We start from the raw sequence: 22001 nt of genomic DNA on the forward strand, positions 1-22001 counted from the left end.
CCATGTCGAGCGAACTGGTTCACGATTTCATCGAGAGCAGAAAAGACAAGTACATCCAGCTATCGGACGAAATCTGGCAGTACGCGGAGTTGGGCTACACCGAACAGAAATCGGCTGCCGCGCATATCGCGTTTCTGAAATCGGCGGGCTTCACCGTGCGCGAGGGTGTCGCTGGTATTCCGACGGCGTTCGTCGCCGAAGCCGGCTCGGGTGGCCCGGTGATCGGCATTCTCGGCGAATTCGATGCGCTGTCCGGCCTTAGCCAGGAGAGCCTCGCGCTCAGTTGCTGCCCGTCGAACGAGATCGTCAACGGTAACGGCCACGGCTGTGGCCACCATCTGCTCGGGACAAGCGCGCATCTGGCGGCCGTCGCGGTCAAAAACGCGCTGGAGCGCAGCGGCATCGAAGGCACGGTTCGCTTCTACGGTTGTCCCGCGGAGGAAGGCGGCTGGGGCAAGACCTTCATGACCCGCGCGGGTCTGTTCGACGATGTGTCCGCCGCGATCACGTGGCACCCCGGCGTCGCGAACACGATCATGAATATCGAGAGTCTCGCGGTCAAACAGGCGTACTTCCGCTTCAAGGGTGTCGCCGCGCACGCCGGCGCGTCGCCGCACCTCGGACGCAGCGCGCTCGACGCGCTCGAACTGATGAACATCGGCACGAACTTCCTGCGCGAACACATGATCCCTGATGCCCGTGTTCACTACGCGATCACCGACGCGGGCGGCGTCGCGCCAAACGTCGTGCAGCCGAATGCGGCGGCGCTGTACATGATCCGCGCGCCGCGCAATCGTGATGCTCAGGAACTGTACGAGCGGGTCTGCAACATCGCGCGCGGCGCGGCGCTGATGACCGATTGCGAGTTGGAAATCGAGGTTCATTCGGCCTGTTCGAACCTGATGCGCAACACCACGTTGAACGAGCTGATGCACGCGAAGTTGAAGGAGTTCGGCGCGCCACAGTATGACAAGGCCGAACTGCAGTTCGCCGAGTCGATTCATCAAACGACGCGCCCCGACGAGATCGAAATGGCGGGACGAATGCTTGCCGCAGCGTGGCGCCAACCGAAGGCGCTGTTCGATGGCGTCGATGCACTCGACAACGACCGTCCGTCGAAGATGGGCGGTTCGACCGACGTCGGCGACGTCAGTTGGGTCACGCCCACGGTGCAGTGCATGACCGCATGCTTTGCGTTCGGCACGTCGCCGCATTCGTGGCAGTGGGTTGCCCAGGGCAAGAGCGCGATCGCGCACAAGGGCATGGTGCTCGCGGCCAAGACGATGGCCGCCACCGCACTGGAGTTGTACACCAGCCCGCTGCTGCTCGCGGCAGCGCGCACGGAACTGGCGGAGCGCCTCGCCGTTGAGCCGTACGTGTGCCCGATTCCTGAGAGTGTGAAGCCGCCTCTGCCGAAGGCAGCGGGCTAACCCGCCACAACGACGCGCCGTGAGCATTTTTGTCCCGCTAAGCTATGCCCTTGAAAGATGAACATGAGAACTGGGGGCACTGTGAAGTTGAGACAACTCGACGCGCTGCGTGCGGTCGCCGAGGCCGGCAGTCTGCATGAAGCCGCTCGCCGTCTGTTCCTGACGCAGCCGGCGATCAGCCGCTCCATCCGGGAGCTGGAAGTCGAACTGGGCATGCTGTTGCTGACCCGATCGGCGAATGGCGCCACCTTGACGCCATTCGCCCACCAGGTGCTAAAACGCGCACTCGTCGTGCAGCGGGAAGTCGGGCGTATCGTGGAAGACGCGCAGACAGCGCGCGGAGAACTCGGCGGGCGGCTCACGCTCGCGGTCACGCCGCCGGCGTCGACGCGCGCGCTCGCCGACTCGTTGATCGAACTGACCGCAGCGCGCCCGGACGTGAACTTGCAGGTGATCGAATGGCGCGCCGAGAATATCGCGGACGGTTTGCGAAACGGCACGATCGACGTGGCGATCTTTACGCAATACGGCGAGCCAAAAAACGCCACGTTCGAATGGATGCAACTCTACGATCTCGACGTGCAACTGACCATCGCGGCGTCCTATCAAGGTAGCGAAACGCTGTCGATCGAACAGCTTCACGCGCTTCCATGGCTCCTGCTGGATTCTCCCAACGACGAATCCGGCTTTGTCGCAACGCTGTTCGGGGCGCACGGTATGCCCCCGCCGACGCGCACGACGCGCTGTTCAGCGATGAATCTCTATCTGGACCTCGCGATGCGGATGGAGGCGATCACGGTATTTACGTCGCTGGCGATGCCATTGCTGTCCCAGCGCGTGGATGACGGCATGCTCAAATTGCTGAGCCTGAGAGAACCAATGCCCAGGATCGGCATGTACCTCGCCTATTCCAGCGGCGAACTGCTGACCGCCACCGCGCAGGATTTCATCCGGCGCCTGCGAACCAAGCTCGACGGCGATGACGAGGGACGCATGCCTGCCGGCATGCGCTACAGCGACACGCGCCTTGCCGTCGGCGTTCGCTAGGCCACGTGTCGGATCATCTCTCACGCACACCGCGCGAGAGATGATCCGACCATGAGGTGCCTGGTCGATGCTACATCGCGCTCGCAACAGCGTGCGCCGTTGCCGCCGACAACGTCCAGCCCAGATGACCATGCCCCGTGTTGTAGAACACGCCGCGCCGTTTCCCACGGCCCACCTTGGGCAACATGCTCGGAAGCATTGGCCGCAAACCCGCCCAGGGAATGACGCGCGAAGTCGATACTTCGGGAAAATATCGCCGCGTCCAGTCCACTAGCGGTGCGATGCGGTCCGAACGAATATCGCGGTTAAAGCCGTTGATTTCCGCCGTGCCCGCTACCCGGAAACGATCCGCGCCGAGACGGCTCGTCACGATCTTCGCACTGTCGTCGAGCAGGCTGACCCACGGCGCGTGCTGCTGACTGGTTTTGTCGTCGAGACAGACGGTGATCGAATAGCCCTTCACAGGATAGATATTCACGTGATCGCCGAGCATCGCCGCGAAGTCGCGGCTCTTCACGCCGGCGCAGACGACGATGCGCTCGAAGGTGAACGGCTGCGTTTCGCCTTCGAGATTGACCATCAGCGAAAAACGGCCTTCGGCAGGCTGCTCGATCGACGTGATCTGCGCGTCGTAATGGAATTCAACGCCGTGCCGTTCGCATGCCTGCGCGAGCCCGCGCGTGAACTTGTGAATGTCGCCGGTCGAATCGGACGGCGTAAAAAAACCGCCATAAAAATCGCCATGCAACGCGGGTTCGATGCGCTGCAATTCGCTTGCACTGACCGGGTTGCGCTCGAGGCCGCCTTCGCGCAGCAGGTCATTCACCTTGCTCGCGGCGTCGAATTCCCTGCTGGTCTTGTAGATATGCAGAATGCCGCGCCGTTCCAGATCGAAATCGATACCTTCTTTTTCAGCGATCGAAAACAGATGCTCGCGTGCGGCGAGCGCGAGCCGCACGGTTTCGACCGTATTCGCGCGATAGTGCGGAATCTGCCGCAGGAATTCGCCCATCCACGAATACTTGTGCCACGTGGGTAGCGGATTGAGCAGCAGCGGGGCATCGCGCGTGAGCATCCAGCGCAGGCCCTTGAGCACGGTCGCCGCGCTGTTCCAGACTTCGGCATTGCTGGCGGAAAGCTGGCCGCCGTTGGCGAACGAGGTCTCCATGGCGGCGTAGCGGTGGCGTTCGAACACGGTAACGTGATGGCCGCGCTGCGCGAGCGCATGAGCGGTCGTGACGCCGGTAATGCCGGCGCCGATAATGGCGATTCGTGACATGACATGGTCCAGAGTGGTTGAGCATCGCCGATGTCGATTTCGTGTTGACTGATTCGAAATCGGCGTCGATGCCCCATCTGTCCATGTACCTGAGAGTTTCTTCCCGCGCCGGGCAAGCAGGCGGGGAATCCCCTTCGGTGGGCGCGCGTGCGCCGCTCTCCAGATGTTCCTGCTGCGCGGTCCTTTTGCCTGAGAGTTTCCGGGGCGGTTGCTCCGTCGGCGTCGTCGCGAATCCTTGACGATCTCTCCCGCGCTGCATCGCAGAACGGCTCGACAATACCGGGCAAAAATATTTACCGCAAGTCTTTCGTGCAATGGTCGGCGGTCTGGATCAATCGGTCACCGCTCATAGCGAATGAGCAAGCGCGATCTCTCATTCATGCGCCAGTAATTCGGAAAGACCATTCGAGAGTCCGGCATTGAGCTTGGGTGGCGGTTTGGCGAAACTGCCGCTCTGCGCACGTATCGTTGCGAGACGGGTCAATACTTGCGCCTGGCACACCCCGCTCGATACGCCATCGACAACCGGCACCGGCAGAAGGTCCGCCACACTGCGCGCCAACCCTGCGAGCGGCGCGCCAGCCAGAATCAGCACGTCCGCGCCGTCTTCTTCCACCGCGCGGCGGCTCAGTTCGACGAGATAGCTGCCGTGATCTTCCCGGACCGTGGCGGGGTCACGCAGCGGGCGATCGAGATGACGGATTCCCGCCAGCCGGCTCAACATGCCGTAACGGTCAACGCATTCCCGATACCAGGCGGTGATGCGCCGCGAAATCGCAATGATCCCGATCCGCTGACCGAGTTGCGCCGCGGTCATCAGCGCGGCTTCGGTCATGCCGACAACCGGCACGTCGAGTACTTCCCGCAATTCGTGCAGACCGGGGTCGCCGAATGCCGCAATCAGCAGCGCATCGTATTGGCCTTTGCGTTCCCCGGCGATGCTCGCCACGGCGTGCGCACCGAGCAGCGCCTCGAAGCGGGTTTCGATGTAGGCCACACCGCTTGCCGCTGTCGCCATCTCGATCTGCACATCGGCTGACGCGACGCGGCGAGCTTCGGCTTCGATCAGATCGGTGACGCCGCGTGAAATGTTCGGGTTGACGATCAGCAGTTTCATGATGACTCCAGCCAGGTGTCGCCGCGCGGCAATATCGCCAATAGCAACGGTCATGGTGCGATAGCAGTGTCGAGGCGCGAGCAGACGCCGCGCGCACTCATCCAAAGATGGCCTGCAGATCGACCTCGGTGTCCTCGGGCAACGAGAGATCAAGCGTCGCCTCGATGTGATCGAGGTGTCCGACCGCCGCCGCTATCGCCGCCTCGAGTTCGCCCTTCTCCATCAGCCCGACGATTTCCGTGTGCTCGTGATTCGGACAGGCGGGCACGTTGGGGGAATCGAACAGCAAGATGATGAGACAGGTCAGCGAAGCGAGTTCGCGCATCAGCTTGGTCAGCGGCGGACTCGCCACCATTTCGGCGATCAGCAGATGAAATTCCCCGGAGAGGCGAATCACCGCGTGCTTGTCGCCCTTCTCGCGGGCCGCACGTTCCTTGGCGACATGCGCATGGAGACGCCGAAAATCCTCGGCCTTGCCACGCTCGACGAGGCTGCGGATCAGCGCCGGCTCGAGAATGCGCCGCGCCTGGAAAATATGGCGCGCGTCCTGCACCGACGGGCTTGCGATGAACGCCCCGCGATTCGGGATCGTGGTGACGATGCCTTCGTGCGTGAGCCGCGCCAGCACCTTGCGAATTCGCGTGCGGTTGACCTTGAACACGCTGGCGAGTTTTTCCTCGACGAGTTTGGTGCCCGGAATCAGCCGGTGCTCCATCACCGCGGTGAGGATGCGCTCATAGATCGCATCGGAATTGTCTTCCGCATCGAGGATCTGAGCGGCCGGCCGCGCCTTACGCGAGCCGAGGGATTCTTTGTCGATTAGCACGCTGGGTGTTCTCCACTGGCCAACGATGGTTTTGTGTCATTTCAATTGTACATTGTGACAAAAATAAATTTGATTGTGGAAACTTGCACCATTCATGTCACCAGGCACTTACAGCGAACCCAGTCCGCACGCAACAGGTGCGGAATGCGTTGATATAGCAATGTCTCAGCCTGCTCGACCCATCAACGAATGGGATTGCGCCCATTTTCCCCGCCTGCCCCATGCGCGCCGCCGCTCGCGGCTTTGAGCCCCATACAGACGTCATGTTTGAGCTTGCCGATGTTCTCCAAGTGATTCATTGGCACACCTGTTGCTTAGTTTTGTCACAAACATATTTCATTTTGTGACAAAACGGAGTCCACCTGATGCGATTTGCCCGTTCCTCTCTCGCCGTCCTGAAAAGCGCTGCGCGCGTGCTGTTTGCACCTCTACTGGTCGCCGCCGCGCTTGCGCCCGCGGCCGGCCACGCCAAGGATGCCGAACCGATCAACCTCGGCTATGCCAAGTGCGCGCACTGCACACCGTTGTCGCTCACCCCGCAGTACGCCACCGGCGTCAAGCTGACGACAACCTCGTTCAATACGGGCAACGACGTGCTGACCGCGTTGCTCTCGAAAAGCATCGACATCGCACAGGTCACCTATCTGCACTATGTCACGGCACTCGACAAGGGCTTCAAGGTAGTCGGCGTCTCCGGCCAGATCAACGGCGGCTCGCAGGTGCTGATCGCCAACAATTTGCCGGTGCAAGCGGGCGACTGGGACGGCTTGAAGAAACTCATCATGCAGTACAAGAAGGACGGCAAGCCGTTCCGCGTCGCCGCGTCGCGCGGTAATGCGCAGGACATTCATATGCGCGGCGCGTTCCTCACGCACGGCATCGACATCAACAAGGATGTGCAGTTCATCAACATCCCGAATCCTTCGGACCACGTTCAGGCGCTGCGCCGGGGCGAAGTCGAATTGATTACGTCGGTCGAGCCGTTCGCCACGCAAATCCGCGAGGTCAAGGCGGCCAAATTTTTTGCGTTTCCGTATGACCAGGCGGCCGGCAAGCTGACCAACCTGATCGTCACGCGCCCGGATGTGATCGAGAGCAATCCGCAAGGCGTGCTCGAAACGGTTCGCGCGATCGTCAAGGTGGACGACATGATGGCCGCGAACAAACCGCTTTTCGTCGACACGATCCAGAAGGTGACGGGGCTCGACAAGACCATTGCAGCGGGTGCGGTCGACAACCTCTATCCGGACTACAAAATGTACCGCACGTCCGCCATGTCGATTGCGAAGATGATGCACGACCTGAAGTACGTGAATTCGGACGTCAGCGATGCGGTGCAGAAGAATCTCGACTACAGCTTCCTCGAGAAGGTGACCGGCAAACCCAAGACCGAACTCGGTTACTGATCGGAACGCGCACCATGCCATCCCTGTTTTCCTCACGTTTCTACAAGCGGATCGAGCGTGGCATCGTGCCGGTGCTGCTGCTGGCCGGGTGGGAGGCGTTTTCCCGCTCGGGCATCCTGCCCGCCGCGTTGCTGCCGGCGCCGTCGCAGGTCGTGCTCGCCTGGGCCGACTGGATTTTCAGCACCGACGGCAACACTCAGACCTACTCCGGCCACTGGCTCTTCGATATCGCGGCCAGTTCCGGACGCGTGTTCGCGGGCTTCGCGATCGCCACGGTGCTCGGCGTCGCCATCGGCATGGCGATAGGCTGGTCGCGTTCGATCGAATCGCTGGTCGAGCCGACACTGCAAACGCTGCGCCCCGTGCCGCCCGTCTCGTGGATTCCGCTCGCGATCATCTGGTTCGGCATCGCCAACAAGCCGGCGATCTTTCTGGTCTTCATGGGGTCGTTCTTCCCCGTGCTGCTCAGCACGATTCACGGCGTGAAAACGTGCGACCGCAATCTGCTGCGCGCCGGCGCGATGACAGGCGGGACGTCGTCGATGCTGCTGCGTCACATCGTGTTTCCCGCTGCATTGCCGAGCATCTTCTCGGGGCTGCGCATCGCGATCGGTTCCGCATGGATGTTGACCGTCACGGCCGAGATGGTCGCGGTGAAGAGCGGCGTGGGCTACGTACTGTGGGATTCGTACTACTTCCTGCGCTACGACATCGTGATTGCGTCGATGGTCAGCATCGGTCTGCTCGGGTTCGTGAGCGACTACGTCATCAAGCGGATCGGCGGGCACGTTCTGCGCTGGCAACGCGGTTCCACTCTGCAAGCAAGGGAAGGTTGACAGCATGGCCCTCATCACAATCGACAACGTCTCTCGCACGTTCGAAGACAGCACGCGCAAGCAGGTGGTCACCGCGCTCGACAACGTAAGCCTCAAGGTCGAGCGCAACGAATTCCTGTGTCTGCTCGGCCCGAGCGGCTGTGGCAAGTCCACGCTGCTGAACATGATCGCGGGTTTCGACAAGCCTTCGTCGGGCACGGTGAGCGTCGGCGGCTCGGTGGTCACCGAACCGGGCGCGGACCGCGGCGTGGTTTTCCAGCAAGCGAACCTGATGCCATGGCTGCCGGTGTGGGAAAACGTCGCATTTCATCTGAAGATGCGGAACGTCCCCAAGCCGGAGCGCCGCGAACGCGCCCAGCGCTACATCGAGATGGTCGGCCTGAAGGGTTTCGAAAACCACTTCCCGAGCGAACTCTCCGGCGGCATGAATCAGCGCGTGGGTATCGCGCGCGCACTGCTGATGAACCCGGAAGTGATTCTGATGGACGAGCCGTTCGGCGCGCTCGACGAGCAAACCAAGATGGACATGCACGCCGAGCTGATCCGTATCTGGCGAGAGAGTCGCAGCACGATCGTGTTCGTCACGCACGGGATCGACGAGTCGCTGGCGCTGGGCACGCATGTCGCGGTGATGTCGGCGCGTCCGGGCCGCATTCGCGAACTGCTGCCGATCGAACTCGACCGTCCGCGCGATCCGACCAGCGCCGAATTCAACGACTACAAGCGCCACATCCTCGCGCTGCTGCGTCCAGAAGCGGTGACGGAGTTTGCGTGAGATGACGACCTTCATCACCGGCAGCAGCGGTTTCGTCGGTCTTGCGCTTGCCGAGCGCCTGGTCGCCGGCGGCGAAACGGTGATCGGCTTCGATCGCAGCGCGCCGCGCGCGCAAGCGTTGCAGGCGTTCGCCGCGCTGCCAGGGCGTTTCGTTGCACTGACCGGCGACGTGCGCGACGCCGACGCATTGCGCGAGGCGATGCGCATGCATCGGCCTTCGCGGCTCGTCACGCTAGCCGCGATCACCGCGGATGCACGGCGTGAACGGCAAATGCCGCAGTCCATCTTCGAGGTGAACGTGGGCGGTGTGCTCGCTGCCATTAGCGCGGCGGCCGATGCGGGCGTCGAACGCATCCTGCATGGCAGTTCCGGCTCGACGTACGGATCGAGCGGCCGCGCGCCGCACCCGCTCCTCGAAGACGTCACGCCGTTGTTGCCCGAAGGCCTGTACGGCATCTCCAAACGTGCCGCCGAGGACGCCGCGATGCGTCTTTGCGCATTGCGCGGCGTGCCGCTCGTGATCGGGCGGCTCGGCACGTGCTTTGGTCCCTGGGAAGCCGACTCGGGCGTGCGCGACACCTTGAGCGCACCGCTGCAGGTGCTGTCGAAAGCGCGGCGCGGCGAAACCGCCGTGCTGCCGCGCGCGGGCCGCCGCGACTGGCTCTATGTGCGCGATGCGGTCGCGGCGCTCATTGCGTTGCTCGAAGCGCCGCACTGGCCTCACAGCATCTACAACCTCGCGGCGGGTTTCGAATGGAGCGTCGCTGACTGGTGCGAGCGGCTCGCGCAACGCTATCCGACATTCACCTGGCGTATCGCGGAGCAAGGCGAGTCGCCGACTATCGACTACTTCGCCGATTACGACCGCGCGTCGATGGACAACGCGCGGCTCATCGCCGATACCGGTTTTGCGCCGCGGTTCGATCTGAGCGAAGCGGAAGCCGACTTCCATCTCTGGACAACCTCGCTGGGCGCATGAGCGTCTGCCCGCCACCGTTCGAGTAACGTCATGACTCCACCCTCTCCCTACCCGGCCGCGCGCCTGAACATGGCCGGCAAGGCCTGCATCGTCACCGGCGCCGCATCGGGCATTGGCCGCGCGATTGCGCGGCAACTCGCCGCAAACGGCGCGACAGTCGTGAATGCCGACATCACGACGGACGTGATCGAAGGCGGCGAACCGACTGCCGCATTGATCGCGCGCGATGGCGGCCTCGCGCACTTCATCGCTACCGACGTCTCCATCACGGCCCAGGTCGAAGCGCTGGTGGCACACAGCGTCGAACGTTTCGGGCGGCTCGACGTGCTGGTCAACAACGCCTGCGTCCGTCATGCAAGGCCGTTGCTGGAACTCGATGACGCGCACTGGCAACGTCTTCTCGACGTCAATCTGACGGGCGTCCTGCGCTGCTGCCGCGCCGCCGTCCGGCAGATGGTGCAGCAGGCGCCCGAAGGCGGCGTGCGCGGACGGATCGTCAATCTGTCGTCGCAGCACGGCATGATCGCCGCGCCGGGCGACCTCGGCTACGGCACGACCAAAGCGGCCATCGACTACATGACGCGCCAGATCGCTACCGACTACGCGCCGCACGGCATCGTCTGCAATGCGGTCGCGCCCGGCAAGATCCAGACCGGCGCGGGTGGCCGCGCGGTCGATCCGGAGGTCCTCGAGCGCGCAAACCGGCGCACGCCCTGGCCGCGTCCCGGCCATCCCGACGACGTGGCGCGCGCGGTCCTGTTCCTTTGTAGCGACATGTCGACCTTCACGACCGGCACCACACTGATGGTCGACGGCGGCTGGATGGCGGCATGAGCGTGACCGGTCCGCTGTGCGCGAGTCGCTCGATACGCATTCAGCGCAGTCCCGGACTCGCTTCTTCACTCCTCTCACATTTCAATAACGGTCTATGAGTCGACGCATCCGCCTGGGCATTCTGACGCCCTCCTCCAATACTTCTCTCGAACCACTGACGCAGGCGATGATTGCGGGTCTGCCTGAAGTCTCCGTCCATTTCTCGCGCTTTTCCGTCACGCAGATCGCGCTCAGTGCCGATGCGCTAGGCCAGTTCCAGCACGAACGCATTCTCGATGCCGCACGTCTGCTCGCCGATGCGCATGTCGACATGATCGGCTGGAGCGGCACGTCCGCCGGCTGGCTCGGCTTCGCTCAGGACGAAGCGCTGTGCGCCGCGATCACGGCAGCGACGGGCGTTCCCGCGAGCACGTCCGTGCTCGCGCTCAATCGTGCGCTGAAGGCGTTCGGCATCCAACGGCTCGGCCTTGTCTCGCCCTACCTCGCAAGCGTGCAGCAAAAGATCGTGGCGAACTACGCGTCGCTTGGCATCGATGCGGGTTGCGAAAGCCATCTCGAGCTTCAGGAGAATTTTGCCTTCGCGCTGGTCGACGAGGCGACGCTCGACCGCCAGGTGGCCGACGTCGTCGCGCGCGGCGCGCAGGCGGTGGCGACGTTCTGCACCAATCTATACGCCGCGCATCGCGTTGCGCACTGGGAAGCGCAGCACGGCGTGCCGGTGTTCGACACTGTCACCACGGTCGTGTGGGACATGCTGCGCCGCTGCGGCATCGATACACGACGTCTCGCCGGCTGGGGCCGGCTCGTTCAGGAAATTTGAAATGCAAGACTTCGATACCGTCATCCGTAACGCCCGCGTAGTCACGGCCGCGGACATTTTCACCAGCGACATCGGCATTCGCGACGGCCGCATCGCTGCGCTGGGGCTGCAACTCGGTGCCGGCGCGCGCGAAATCGATGCGGCTGGACGACACGTGACGCCGGGCGGCATCGACAGTCACGTCCATTTCGACCAGCCGACCGGCGACGGTTCGGTCATGGCCGATGACTTCCTCTCCGGCACCACGTCCGCAGCCTGCGGCGGCACGACGACGGTGATCCCGTTCGCGTGCCAGCAGAAAGGCCATACACTTCGCGAGGCAATCGACGACTACCATCGGCGCGCGGGCGGAAAGCCCGTAATCGACTACGCGTTCCACCTGATCGTCACCGACCCGACGCCCGAGATTCTGCGTAATGAGTTGCCCGCTCTGATCGCCGAAGGCTACACGTCGTTCAAGATCTATATGACTTACGACGCGCTCAAACTGAGCGATCGCGAGATTCTCGACACACTGTCGGTCGCGCGCAGCGAGGGCGCGATGGTGATGATTCACGCGGAAAATGCCGACTGCATCTCATGGCTGACCGAGCGGCTGCTTGCCGCCGGTCACACCGCGCCTCGCTATCATGCGACGTCGCGGCCCATGCTCGTGGAGCGCGAAGCAACGCATCGGGCCATCGCGTTTGCCGAACTGGTCGACGTGCCGATTCTGATCGTGCACGTATCGGGGCGCGAGGCGGTCGAACAGATACGCTGGGCGCAAAGCCACGGTCTCAAGGTGTATGGCGAAACCTGTCCGCAATACCTGTTTCTGACCGCCGATTCCCTCGGCTGCGACGACAGCTTCGAAGGCGCAAAGTGCATCTGCAGTCCGCCGCCGCGCGACCGGGCCAACCAGCAGGTGATCTGGGACGGACTCGAAAACGGCTCGTTCGAAGTGTTCTCGTCCGATCACGCGCCCTTTCGCTACGACGGTCCGGACGGCAAAAAAGCGCATGGCGAAGCAGTCTCGTTCGACAAGATTGCCAACGGCATTCCGGGCGTGGAGACGCGCATGGCTTTGCTGTGGTCCGAAGGCGTGCGCACTGGCCGCATCACGCCGCAAACCTTCGTTGCACTGACCTCGACCAACGCGGCAAAGCTTTACGGCCTTTACCCGCGCAAGGGCAGCATTGCGATTGGCGCTGACGCCGATGTCGTCATCTGGGACGAGAGCCGCACGTTCCCGGTGGAGAATGCAAGGCTGCATCACAACGTCGATTACACGCCGTATGAAGGCATGCATCTGAGCGCGTGGCCTGCGCTGACCCTGTCGCGAGGCGATGTGGTGTGGGATGGTGAGAAGCCATGTGGCGACGCCGGCCGCGGCGAGTTCGTGCCATGCGCACGGCCCGATCCGGCCAAGCCCCGCCGCCGCAAGACCGAACTGCCGCTGTAGCGCAGGCAGCCTCGAAGCTTGCCGGAGCCATTCAGCCGGCAAGCGCAGAACCCGATTGCGTCGCGCGCGAGGCCAAAACCGGCCTTGCGGCGCCGATAGCCGACGCAGGAGTGGGATGCCACGGGCGGCCGGGCGTTACTTCGGCTGCTATGTCCGCGCCACTGTGTCGGGCGATTTTTCCGACCGTACGCTGGCGAGTGATGCGCACCTTCACACCTGCGATGCAGACACCCGTGGGTTTGATCATTGTGCCCTATCGCGCGAGGAAGCTGGCAATGCAAGGGGCTTCTGTTAATCCGTCATCCCGCATAGGCGGCTTTCAGTGTGGCGATGTCGAGCTTCACCATTTTCAACATAGCCTCGAAAACGCGCCTGGCCTTTTCCGGATCGGGGTCGGCAATCATCCTGAGTTGATCGGTTGGCGTGAGCTGCCACGAGACGCCGAAGCGGTCTTTCAGCCACCCACACGCCTCGGGCGAACCGCCGCCCTCGAGAAGCGCTTCCCAGTAACGGTCGAGTTCCTCCTGATCATCACAGTTGACCATGAGGGATACCGAGTGGTTGAACGCGTCGGATCCGTCGGCGCTCATCGCGATGAAGGGCTGCCCAAAGAGAACAAACTCGACGACCTTCGTGGAGCCGCCGCTCGGCACCGGTGTGACCCGAGTGATGCGCGAGTCTGGAAAGATCGCCGCATAGAAGGCGGCGGCCTCCTCGGCTTGTGTGGAGTACCAAAGAAAGGGAGTGATCTTTTGAATCGCCATGGCAAATCTCCTGGCAGTGTTGGAAGGCGCAGCACCGGCCGCGTGCCACTAGTGGGACGACGAAGGAAGGCCATCACAATCGACACGGCGAGAATGAAAGTTTCACTTCAGCTCAAGGATCGGACCGGAGAAGCCATCTACGATCCTTGGCATCGGGTTGAGACCAGGCACTACGTGGTCCGTGACGAAGACGCGTACCAAGGCCGCCTCTTCGGAGCCTGCGGAGAACGCCAGATAACGGTCTCCGAAAACACAACGCCCCGTTGTCCCTCTTACTGGAGGCCCCGGGGCGTTTTCATTCGCTCAAGTCACTCTGCGATGCGTTTGAAACTGACGTAGTAATCGTCGGTGTAGTAGCAGTCGCCGGTCTGCTTGCGCGGTCCACCACATATGATGCGGCGCTGCCCGCGATCCTTCGAGCCGGGCGTGCGAACTGTGTACGTGTGGTAGTAGCCGCGCTCGTGCTGCGGCAGCAATGCCGCACTGTTGCGGAACAGGACGCCGTCTTCGCCAAAGGGGTAAGGGCCGCCCGCTTTGATCAGACGCAGTGTTTCGGCTGCTTCCCCAGGCAACTGCGCCTTGGTGACGGTGGCCAACGCGCCCGATGCGGCAGGTGCGACGCTCGCGGCCTGCCCCGGCTGAGCCGGCGCCTGGCCCGCGGATACGCCGGCTTCCGGCGTAGCGTTTTGCGATCCGTCCTTGCCGCATGCCCCGAGGATCGCGCTCAAGGCGAGGATGCAGGAGAAAGCCCACGCTCGCTTCATGAAACGGTGTCTCCGGGTTGACCAGCATTCGACGACCACGAACGATCTAAGGGTATCTCCAACGGCAGAGTGAATCAATGTCCGGCCGGAAATAGAAAGTGCTGGCGCCGCTGGCTCATTCGCTTGAGCCGATCACGGCGCAATGGCCGCAACGATAGCGGGCACGAGGGCCACGCTTGCACACAGCGGCGGACCGACCCAGCCAGCACGGCCGTAAAAACTGCCGAATTCATCGGCTATGCCCAATCCATCAGCATATCGTTCTGACTGCGCCTCGAATCGCCGACCCCGCCCCGCCGCGCCACGAGAGTTCGTAGTTTTCAGACGGACGGAACGACAACACACTCCCAAAACTACGTGAAGGCCAATTGTCGGACGATTTAATCGCTTCTAGAATTGACCCACGTCTTGCGCTCGACGGCCCGCATTCCGATCGAGTGCGAGCCAGCTCCGTCCAGACTCGGCAGGCGTCTGAGGAGCGGCAAAGAGGAACATGAAGTTCCAGCGGAAAATCTATCAATGAGCGAAACGGGCGACGAGCAAACCGCTTTATTCACCTTCGGCGATACCCAACTCGATCACGAAGACGCACAGGCGGCGGCGCAGACAACGCTGATTTCCGGCGGCCACGGGCTGGCCGGCATCGGCCGCCAGTTGCTCGAAGCGCCCGGCAGCGAGGAGCGGCAAGCGCTGATGCGCGAGGTGATTCAGCGCGCGGGGTTCGACTCGCTCTGCTATTGCCGCATCGTGCGGATCGGCGAATTCGTCAGCCGCGCCGCGTGGTTCGACACCTACTCGCCACCCGGCTGGGCCGAGCGCTACGGACACGAGCAGTTCTTCGGCATCGATCCACGCGTGACCTATGCATGCCGCTTCGAATGGCCGTTCGCGTGGGATCTGGAGTCGATGTTTTCCACGCCGATGGCCGAGCGCTGCGAAGTCTTCGCGCGCCGCTTCACACACGCGATGAAGCAGGCAGGCCTGCATAGCGGCGTGAGCTTCGGGCTCGCCACCGGCAACGCGCTCGAGCACTGCATCGTCACGCTGTCGAGCGCGCAAACGGGCCGTACAAGGATCGCCGACACCACGCTCGGCGAAGCGTACGCGATCGGTGTGGGCCTGCACGCGTTCATCGAGGCGCGCGCGCACAGCCTGATGCCATCGCTGACGGCGGAGACGCTCAACGACGTGCAGCGCTCGATCCTGCGCTTCGTCACCCAGGGCTTGAGCGATCGCGAGATGGCCGAATCCTTGTCGATGTCGGCGCACAACATCGGTTATCACTTGCGGCAACTGAAGAAAATCTATAACGCGCAGAACCGCGTGCAGCTTGCGTATATCGCGGGCTGTATCCTCGGCGACTGACGCAGTACGCTCGCGGCCGCTGCCTCGCAGACGGCCGCACCACCACCTGGCTACGGGAAATCCGGCGGCGCCGTCCGCCGCGGCCGAGGTGTGTCCATAACGACAACAGGGGGAGCGTATGACATTTGGAATGGCGGTTCTCAAGGAGCCTGCGGGCCTCGCGGTGTGCCGCATGGCGATGAGCGGCTACGATCCCGAACGGTCGGCGCCGGCAAGCGAAGCGGCGGGCAGCGCGCAGGCCGCCGATACCCCGGACATCTGCTACTACGACGAAGCGGAGTTGCTGGGCACGATCCGCCGCGACGAGTTGGGCGGCGAAACCCACATCGCGGCGCAGCTCGGCGCCGCCCGCAATCTCGACGAGAGAATGCGGCTCGTGCGCGGCATGCTGCGGCTGGTCGGCTTCAGCGAACTCGGCTATCTGACCGTGAAGCTCGACCCGCAGGGCCGCCCGGAACGGCTGTACGTGCCGCGCAGCTACCTGTCGGTGAATCTCGCGCCGCACTATTTCGCAGCCGGTTATCACCGCCACGATCCGCGCTTTAGCTGGGCGCTGGCCGACAACTCCCCGCACGTGTGGGATATGCGCCGGCTCGTCGAGGCGTGGCGCCGCGCGGGCTCACCGCCGGGCATGCGCGCGATGTTCGACGAAATGCGCGACGGCGGCATCGGCAGCGGCCTGATCTTCGGCCTGCCGATTCCGCACACGCGGCTGCGCTCGATCATCAGCTTCGCCGCGCCGAGCGAGCACGCAAGCTGGATCACGGACAGCGTCGTGGTGCAGTCCCTCACACTGGGCCTGTCGGTTCATCAGCGCTTCTCGGCGTATGTGCGGGCGATCAACCGGCGCGAATCGGCCGCCGAATTGTCCGAGTTGCAGATGCGCATTCTCGGCTTTCTCGCAGCCGGCCTGTCCGACAAGGAGATCGCGTTGCGCATGCACACCACCGCGCACAACGTCGACTACCATCTACGGCGGCTGCGTCAGAAATGCGGCGTGACCAATCGCACGCAACTGGCGTTTCTGGCGGGACAGTTGCCGACCTCGTGAAGTCACCGCGCGCCCGGATGAGGCGTCGCGTCGCCACCATCGTGCGCACGCCGATGCATGTCCGCGCCGGCCGGCCGTGTGCGCGAAGCTTCGCGGATCACCCTTCACGTATCGTCGCCGGTGGCCCACTTCAGCACTTGCGCGACCTCGCGGAAATGCGCACGGTCGATGAAATGCCCGAGCGGCACCTCCTCGTACAGCGTTTCGGCGAGGCCCGCATTCGCTACGGTCGGCCGCAGCAGGTCCCGCGCGACCGCGCGAATTCTCTGCGCGGCCTCGCCTTCGCCGCGCGCGACCACCATCGGCAGCGACGGCGCGCCGGTATAGCGCAGCGCCACCGCGACCCGCGCCGAATACACCACCGCCGATGCGCTGCCCACCACGTCCTGCAGCGAATTGAACTGCAATTCGCGCGCGAGTTGCGTGCGGCGTGAGCCCATCTGCGGATCGCCTTCGGTTTCGCGGTACTCGCGGCGGATTTCATCGGTGCTCATCCTGAGCTGGCGCATGTGCTGCCAGCGCTGGTGAGCGTAATCGAACGCGGCGAGCGCCGCGTACACCACCGCGGCCCAGCCGAACAGCAAGGCGAGCAACTTGCCGGCGATGCCGAGAATGTGCGCGGGTGCGGTAAAGCCGGCCTCGATCACCGCGCCGAGCGAACCGCGGATCACCGCGTAGATGATCGCGGCAAGCGCGAGCGTCTTGACCAGTTGCTTCGCCAGGTCGATCAGATTGCGCAACGAGAACATCCGCGCAAGTCCGGCGGCCGGGTTGAGCCGGTTCAGGTCGGGCCGGATGCGCTCCCATGCCATCAAGCCGCCTACTTGCGCGAGCGCGGCGGCCGCCGCTGAAATGCCGGCCACGGCGCTCACCGCGAGTACCAGCATCGCCAAGGCGCGCACCGCCGCGCTGATCAGAGGCATGAGCAGCGCGCCGGGATCGGGCGCGGCGATCAATTGCGCGGCGGCGTCGAGCAGCGAGTGCACGACGCGCAGACCGATCGGTCCGCCGCCAATTAGCAGCGCCAGCAGCGCGATGAACTGCACGGCCGCGACGAGATCGGCGCTGCGCGCCACCTCGCCTTTGCGGCGTGCTTCGCGCAGCTTGCGCGCGGTGGGTCGGTGGGATTTTTCGGCCATGCGGGCAAGGCGTTCAACGCGCGCGCATCGCTACAACGTCGCGCGCAATAGCGCAAAAAGCGGGCTATCCGGTGCAAGGAAGGCTTGCAACGAGCCGTACACGAAGTACAGGAACAACGCCATCATCAGAAACGCCAGCGAGCTCTTCACCGGCTGCGACAGCATGAACACATTCATCTGCGGCACCGCGCGGCCGATCAGCCCGAGACCGAGTTCGGCGAGCACCAGCACGAGGATCACGGGCGTGGCGAGTTTGACGGTGGCGCGCAGCATCGAGTCGGTCGCGCGGATCGCGAACTGGTCGAGCACGCGGTGCGCATTCGGCGTCAACGCGTCGACCGGCCACAGGCGGTACGACTCCAGGAACAGCGTGAGCATCAGATGCAAGCCTCCACCGGTGACAAACAGCGTGATCGCGAGAAAGTTGAGGAACGCGCCGCTCGGGCCGCCCTCGGCGCCCGACACCGGATCGAAGAACGCTGCGTTGCCCGAGCCGGTCTGGAAGTCGATCAGATGGCCGACGCTTTCGATCGCCCACAGCACCGCGCTGAACGTGAAGCCGAGCAGCACGCCGATCAGCGCCTCCTTCGCGAGAATCAGCATCCACAGGAGCGGAGGAATCGCGGCGAGTTCGGGCACATCGACGATCGGCGATGCAAACAGCGCGATCACGACGATCAGGCCGTTGCGCACGAGTCCGGTGAGCACGCGTTCGCCGAACACCGGCACGATCAGCATCATCGGCAGCAGGCGCGGCATCACGAGCAACAGCGGATGTAGCGCGGCCTGAATCGCGGCGAAGCTGTTATCGCCCATCGGTGTCCCGGTCGCCGCCGCGGGGACTCCACGGTTCATCGTTCGCCGTGTGCGCGTCGTCCAGCAGGCTCGCCGCCGCCGTGCCATGCCGGCGCAATGCCGCTTCGTCCGCTTCGTCATCCTCACGGGCTTGCTGCGCGCGCAGCGCGCCGCGGCCCGTATCGTTTGCGACCCGTTCGAGCTTGTCGAGACTCGCCTGCGCGCGATTGAGCCGTGTCTGCAGCTGCGCGAGCCGCCCCTCTTCCTGCCGATGCCGCTCGCCCGCACGCTGCGCCTCTTCATGCGCGAGTCCGGCCGCGCGCATTCGCGAGAGGTCCTCGAATACGGTGTCCTGCAGCGCGCGCGGCGACATGCGCGCCTGTCCTGCGTCGCTCGTCACGCGCTGCGCGAGCGCATGACGGGCCGCCAGTTCACGCACCATCCGCGCGCGCGCATCGGCGACCGACTGCGCCGTCTGTTCGGTCACGCGATGCTGGCGCATCCTGTCGATCGCCGCCTTGCGATGGCGAATTTCGCGCACACGGCGCAAGGCGTCGAGCGTGGCCTTAATGGCGTCGGGCGATGTCATGGAGCGTCGCTAGCGTTTCGTCGAACGGCGCGAGCGCGTCGGCGCGCTGCGAGAAAAAAGCTTCGAGCGGCGCCTTGGCGCGCAACGCGGCGTCCGCGAGCGGATCGGCGCCCTCGCGGTATTCGCCGATCTGCACCAGCAACTCGATGTCCTGATACTTCGATAGCAGCTCGCGCACGCGAGCGGCGTCGCTCACATGCGACCTGCCTGTCACTTGCGACATCACGCGCGACAGGCTCGCGAGCACGTCGATCGCCGGATAGCGGTTCGCGGTCGCGACCTTGCGCGACAGCACGATGTGGCCGTCGAGAATCGAGCGGACTTCCTCCGCGATCGGATCGGTTTCCTCGTCGCCTTCCACCAGCACCGTGTAGAACGCGGTAATCGAGCCGCGTTCGCCCTGCCCCGCGCGTTCGAGCAGTTGCGGCAGCACCGAGAACGTGGACGGCGGGAAACTGCGCCGCGTCGGCGGCTCGCCGGAGGCAAGGCCCACTTCGCGCTGCGCGCGCGCGAAACGCGTGAGCGAATCGACCAGCAGCAGCACGCGCTTGCCCTGATCGCGGAAATACTCGGCGATCGCGGTCGCCACATGCGCGGACTTCACGCGCTCCATCGCGGGGCGGTCCGACGTCGATGCGACGATCACGGCCTTGCCGCGCGCCTCCGGCGACAGGCTGTGTTCGAGAAACTCGCGCACTTCACGGCCGCGTTCTCCGACCAGCGCGATCACGATCACGTCACATTCGGCGCCCCGCGCGATCATGCCGAGCAGCGTGCTCTTACCGACGCCGGACGGCGCGAACACGCCGATGCGCTGCCCCACGCCCACGGTCAACAGCGCATCGATCGCCCGCACACCGGTGGCCAGCGGCGTATCGATGGTTTGCCGCAGCAGTGGATTGACCGGCTCGTTGTGCGCGGAAACCAGCGTGCCGCCGGCAATCTCGCCGCGTCCGTCGAGCGGCGCGCCGAGGCCGTTCAGCACGCGTCCGCGCAAGCTGGCGCCGACCGCGAAACGATGGCCGCGTCCCGACGGAATCACTTCGGTCGAAGGCGACAAGCCGTCGGTGGCGCCGAGCGGCGTCAGCAAGGTGGTCTGGCGCGCGAAACCGACTACTTCCGCGAGCATCGGCGGCGCGCCGGGCGTGCGCAGTTCGCAGATTTCGCCGAGCCTCGCATGCACGCCGGAGGCATTCACCAGCAGGCCGACCGCGCGGCTCACGCGGCCGCGCATGCGTACCGGGTTGAACTGATCGAGACCGTGTTCGAGTTCGGCGGCGAGCGCATGGCGATCGAGGCCTGATTCGGCATCGAAACCGTCGCGTGCGAGCCTGCCCAACGTATCGGTCAGGCTATCGGGCGACGGCGCGGCTTCGCTGTCCGCGCCGCTGAGCGGATCGAACGGCGCGTCGCTCATGACGTGCGTTGCCGGATCGCCGCGCGCAGCGCGTCGATCTGCGCATCGAGACCGACGTCGAGCGTACCGGATGGCGTCTCCACGATGCATTGCTCTTCACTCAGCCGGCTGTCCGTGACGATGCGAATGGGCGACGCCGTACCGGCCCCCGCCGCCATCCGTTCCGGCCACACCTGCTGCAACGCGGCCGCCACCGCGTCGCGGCGCGTGGGCGCCACCCGCACCACCAGAAACGCCTCGTCGCGCACCAGCGCATCGATGCGCCGTAGCGCCGCTTCGTACAGCACGTGCGGATCGCTCTCGCCGACGATCGTACGCACCGCCTTCACGACGATGCCGGCAATCGTGTCGCGCAAGCCGTCGAGCGTGCGAGCCGCATCGAGCGCGGCGCCGCAGGCCTGCTCGGCGTACTCGCGCTTGCCCTGTTCGACGCCTTGCGCATGACCTTCGCGCAATCTGCGCTCGTAGCCCTGCTGCGCTTCGTCGAGCATCCGTTGGCGCTCCGCCTGCGCGGTGGAGAGCAGCGACCCCGCGTCGAGCAGCGCCGAATACTCGCTCTGCTTGAGCACCTTGCGCTCGGAGAGTATCTGCAGGTTTTCGCTGGTGATCAGAAAAGCCAGTCCCATTGCGCGAGCCTCTCGGGTATAAGGCATAGAAAGATCAGTTCGGCCAGATGCTGCCGATGCACCGGACTCAGTCCGTACGCCGGCTGCTCGCTGACGCCGCGGGCAAATTTCAGGCGCATGCGTTCGATGATCGCGTCGCCCTCCGGCGCGACGAAGTCCAGCAGCAGACGCGCGCCGCGCTGACGGATCGCGTCGACGGCGGCGCGCGGCGTCTGGCGAAACGGTTCGAGGCTTTCGCCGATTGCATCGAACGGCGGCGCACGCTCGAGCACGAACGGCATCGCGTTGTAGCCGAACGCGTCGACCAGCGCCGAATGCGTGCGCCAGTTCGGCGCCTCCTGCAGCCACGCGCGATGCAGCATCAAACCGCAGTAGGCCGCGAGCGTCGTCAAGGCGCTGCGTTCGATCAACGCGATACGCGAGACCAGGCTGCCGAAGCCGAAGGCGTAGCGATCCGCGAGTCCGCTTTGCGCGAGCAGATGGCGCGCCAGCAGCGCGCGCCCGCGCACGCCGAACGCCGTGAAATCGCGGTAAGGGGCCGGCCAATCCAGCGGCAGCCAGCTCGGATCGATATAGCGGTCGAGCCGCAGATTGAATTCCACCGCAAGCCGATGCAGCCGCGCGGCGCGCGCCGGGTGGTCGGCGTGTGACGCGGCGCGGCTGCTTTCGCGCGGCGCTTCGCGTGCCGTATCGGCGTCCAT

22 protein-coding genes and 1 riboswitch are annotated in these 22001 nt (G+C 64.3%); of the genes, 11 read left to right on the forward strand and 11 right to left on the reverse strand.

The genetic code is table 11. From position 1 onward, the window contains the following. Positions 1-2 precede the first annotated feature (2 nt). Positions 3-1430 carry a M20 family metallopeptidase gene (locus PQQ53_RS15470; RefSeq protein ID WP_408324725.1) on the forward strand — a complete coding sequence of 476 codons (1428 nt, stop codon included), beginning with the start codon at positions 3-5 and terminating at the stop codon, positions 1428-1430. Positions 1431-1511: 81 nt separating this feature from the next. After that, positions 1512-2477, forward strand: a complete 966-nt coding sequence (locus PQQ53_RS15475; protein ID WP_408144680.1) for a LysR family transcriptional regulator — start codon at positions 1512-1514, stop codon at positions 2475-2477. 70 nt (positions 2478-2547) lie between these two features. Here PQQ53_RS15475 and PQQ53_RS15480 read toward each other — a convergent pair whose 3' ends face one another. From PQQ53_RS15480 to PQQ53_RS15490, 3 genes are all read right to left on the reverse strand, one after another. Further along, positions 2548-3756 (reverse strand): D-amino acid dehydrogenase, encoded by a 1209-nt coding sequence (locus tag PQQ53_RS15480; RefSeq protein ID WP_408324727.1) that lies wholly within the window; start codon positions 3754-3756, stop codon positions 2548-2550. Between the two features lie 167 nt (positions 3757-3923). Next, a riboswitch (glycine riboswitch) is annotated at positions 3924-4017 on the reverse strand. Positions 4018-4129: 112 nt separating this feature from the next. Further along, positions 4130-4873, reverse strand: a complete 744-nt coding sequence (locus PQQ53_RS15485; RefSeq protein WP_408144685.1) for an aspartate/glutamate racemase family protein — start codon at positions 4871-4873, stop codon at positions 4130-4132. A gap of 97 nt (positions 4874-4970) precedes the next feature. Next, entirely contained in the window at positions 4971-5699 is a 729-nt protein-coding gene (locus tag PQQ53_RS15490; protein WP_408324730.1) for a GntR family transcriptional regulator, read from the reverse strand. Positions 5700-6064: 365 nt separating this feature from the next. Between PQQ53_RS15490 and PQQ53_RS15495 the strand changes: the two genes are divergently transcribed. The 7 genes from PQQ53_RS15495 to hydA all read left to right on the forward strand — a co-directional run bounded on the left by PQQ53_RS15495 (position 6065) and on the right by hydA (position 12790). Beyond that, positions 6065-7105, forward strand: a complete 1041-nt coding sequence (locus tag PQQ53_RS15495) for an ABC transporter substrate-binding protein (protein ID WP_408144688.1) — start codon at positions 6065-6067, stop codon at positions 7103-7105. Positions 7106-7119: 14 nt separating this feature from the next. After that, positions 7120-7941, forward strand: coding sequence for an ABC transporter permease (locus PQQ53_RS15500; RefSeq protein WP_408153576.1), 822 nt, complete (start codon positions 7120-7122; stop codon positions 7939-7941). 4 nt (positions 7942-7945) lie between these two features. Beyond that, entirely contained in the window at positions 7946-8716 is a 771-nt protein-coding gene (locus tag PQQ53_RS15505) for an ABC transporter ATP-binding protein (protein ID WP_408324733.1), read from the forward strand. A 1-nt stretch (position 8717) separates the two neighbouring features. Continuing rightward, the gene (locus PQQ53_RS15510; protein WP_408153580.1) at positions 8718-9695 is read left to right on the forward strand and encodes an NAD-dependent epimerase/dehydratase family protein; all 978 of its coding nucleotides are present in this window, start codon (positions 8718-8720) and stop codon (positions 9693-9695) included. A gap of 30 nt (positions 9696-9725) precedes the next feature. Then, complete coding sequence (locus PQQ53_RS15515) at positions 9726-10529, forward strand: SDR family NAD(P)-dependent oxidoreductase (RefSeq protein ID WP_408324735.1); 804 nt, start codon at positions 9726-9728, stop codon at positions 10527-10529. A 94-nt stretch (positions 10530-10623) separates the two neighbouring features. After that, positions 10624-11349 (forward strand): maleate cis-trans isomerase family protein, encoded by a 726-nt coding sequence (locus PQQ53_RS15520; RefSeq protein ID WP_408144698.1) that lies wholly within the window; start codon positions 10624-10626, stop codon positions 11347-11349. Between the two features lies 1 nt (position 11350). Beyond that, positions 11351-12790, forward strand: coding sequence for a dihydropyrimidinase (hydA, locus tag PQQ53_RS15525; RefSeq protein ID WP_408324737.1), 1440 nt, complete (start codon positions 11351-11353; stop codon positions 12788-12790). A 299-nt stretch (positions 12791-13089) separates the two neighbouring features. On the opposite strand, the gene PQQ53_RS15530 is transcribed toward hydA, so the two are convergent. Beyond that, on the reverse strand, positions 13090-13554 hold the full coding sequence (locus tag PQQ53_RS15530; protein ID WP_408144702.1) for a VOC family protein: 465 nt from the start codon (positions 13552-13554) through the stop codon (positions 13090-13092). A 308-nt stretch (positions 13555-13862) separates the two neighbouring features. Next, a complete protein-coding gene (locus PQQ53_RS15535) occupies positions 13863-14318 on the reverse strand; it encodes a ribonuclease (RefSeq protein WP_408324739.1) in 456 nt (151 codons plus the stop codon). A gap of 519 nt (positions 14319-14837) precedes the next feature. On the opposite strand from PQQ53_RS15535, the gene PQQ53_RS15540 reads away from it, so the two are divergent. Next, positions 14838-15683 (forward strand): autoinducer binding domain-containing protein, encoded by an 846-nt coding sequence (locus PQQ53_RS15540; RefSeq protein ID WP_408153586.1) that lies wholly within the window; start codon positions 14838-14840, stop codon positions 15681-15683. Between the two features lie 130 nt (positions 15684-15813). Further along, on the forward strand, positions 15814-16734 hold the full coding sequence (locus PQQ53_RS15545) for a helix-turn-helix transcriptional regulator (RefSeq protein ID WP_408144707.1): 921 nt from the start codon (positions 15814-15816) through the stop codon (positions 16732-16734). 104 nt (positions 16735-16838) lie between these two features. Here the strand turns inward: PQQ53_RS15545 and PQQ53_RS15550 are convergent, their stop codons facing one another. From PQQ53_RS15550 to PQQ53_RS15575, 6 genes are read right to left on the reverse strand one after another with little or no spacing between them, the layout of a single operon-like run. Then, positions 16839-17873: an EscU/YscU/HrcU family type III secretion system export apparatus switch protein gene (locus PQQ53_RS15550; RefSeq protein WP_408324740.1), complete on the reverse strand. Its 1035-nt coding sequence runs from the start codon at positions 17871-17873 to the stop codon at positions 16839-16841. Positions 17874-17903: 30 nt separating this feature from the next. Beyond that, the gene (gene sctT / locus PQQ53_RS15555; protein ID WP_408153590.1) at positions 17904-18728 is read right to left on the reverse strand and encodes a type III secretion system export apparatus subunit SctT; all 825 of its coding nucleotides are present in this window, start codon (positions 18726-18728) and stop codon (positions 17904-17906) included. Further along, positions 18679-19257, reverse strand: a complete 579-nt coding sequence (locus tag PQQ53_RS15560) for a hypothetical protein (RefSeq protein ID WP_408324741.1) — start codon at positions 19255-19257, stop codon at positions 18679-18681. The genes sctT and PQQ53_RS15560 overlap by 50 nt, the downstream gene beginning before the upstream one ends. Then, positions 19235-20674 carry a FliI/YscN family ATPase gene (locus PQQ53_RS15565; protein ID WP_408324743.1) on the reverse strand — a complete coding sequence of 480 codons (1440 nt, stop codon included), beginning with the start codon at positions 20672-20674 and terminating at the stop codon, positions 19235-19237. The genes PQQ53_RS15560 and PQQ53_RS15565 overlap by 23 nt, the downstream gene beginning before the upstream one ends. Then, positions 20671-21300 (reverse strand): type III secretion system stator protein SctL, encoded by a 630-nt coding sequence (gene sctL, locus PQQ53_RS15570; protein WP_408144717.1) that lies wholly within the window; start codon positions 21298-21300, stop codon positions 20671-20673. Before sctL ends, PQQ53_RS15565 begins: the two co-directional genes overlap by 4 nt. Next, positions 21282-22001 carry a SctK family type III secretion system sorting platform protein gene (locus PQQ53_RS15575; RefSeq protein WP_408324744.1) on the reverse strand — a complete coding sequence of 240 codons (720 nt, stop codon included), beginning with the start codon at positions 21999-22001 and terminating at the stop codon, positions 21282-21284. Before PQQ53_RS15575 ends, sctL begins: the two co-directional genes overlap by 19 nt.

The sequence above is a fragment of the Paraburkholderia strydomiana genome (assembly GCF_046030495.1).
GTDB lineage: Bacteria > Pseudomonadota > Gammaproteobacteria > Burkholderiales > Burkholderiaceae > Paraburkholderia > Paraburkholderia strydomiana_A.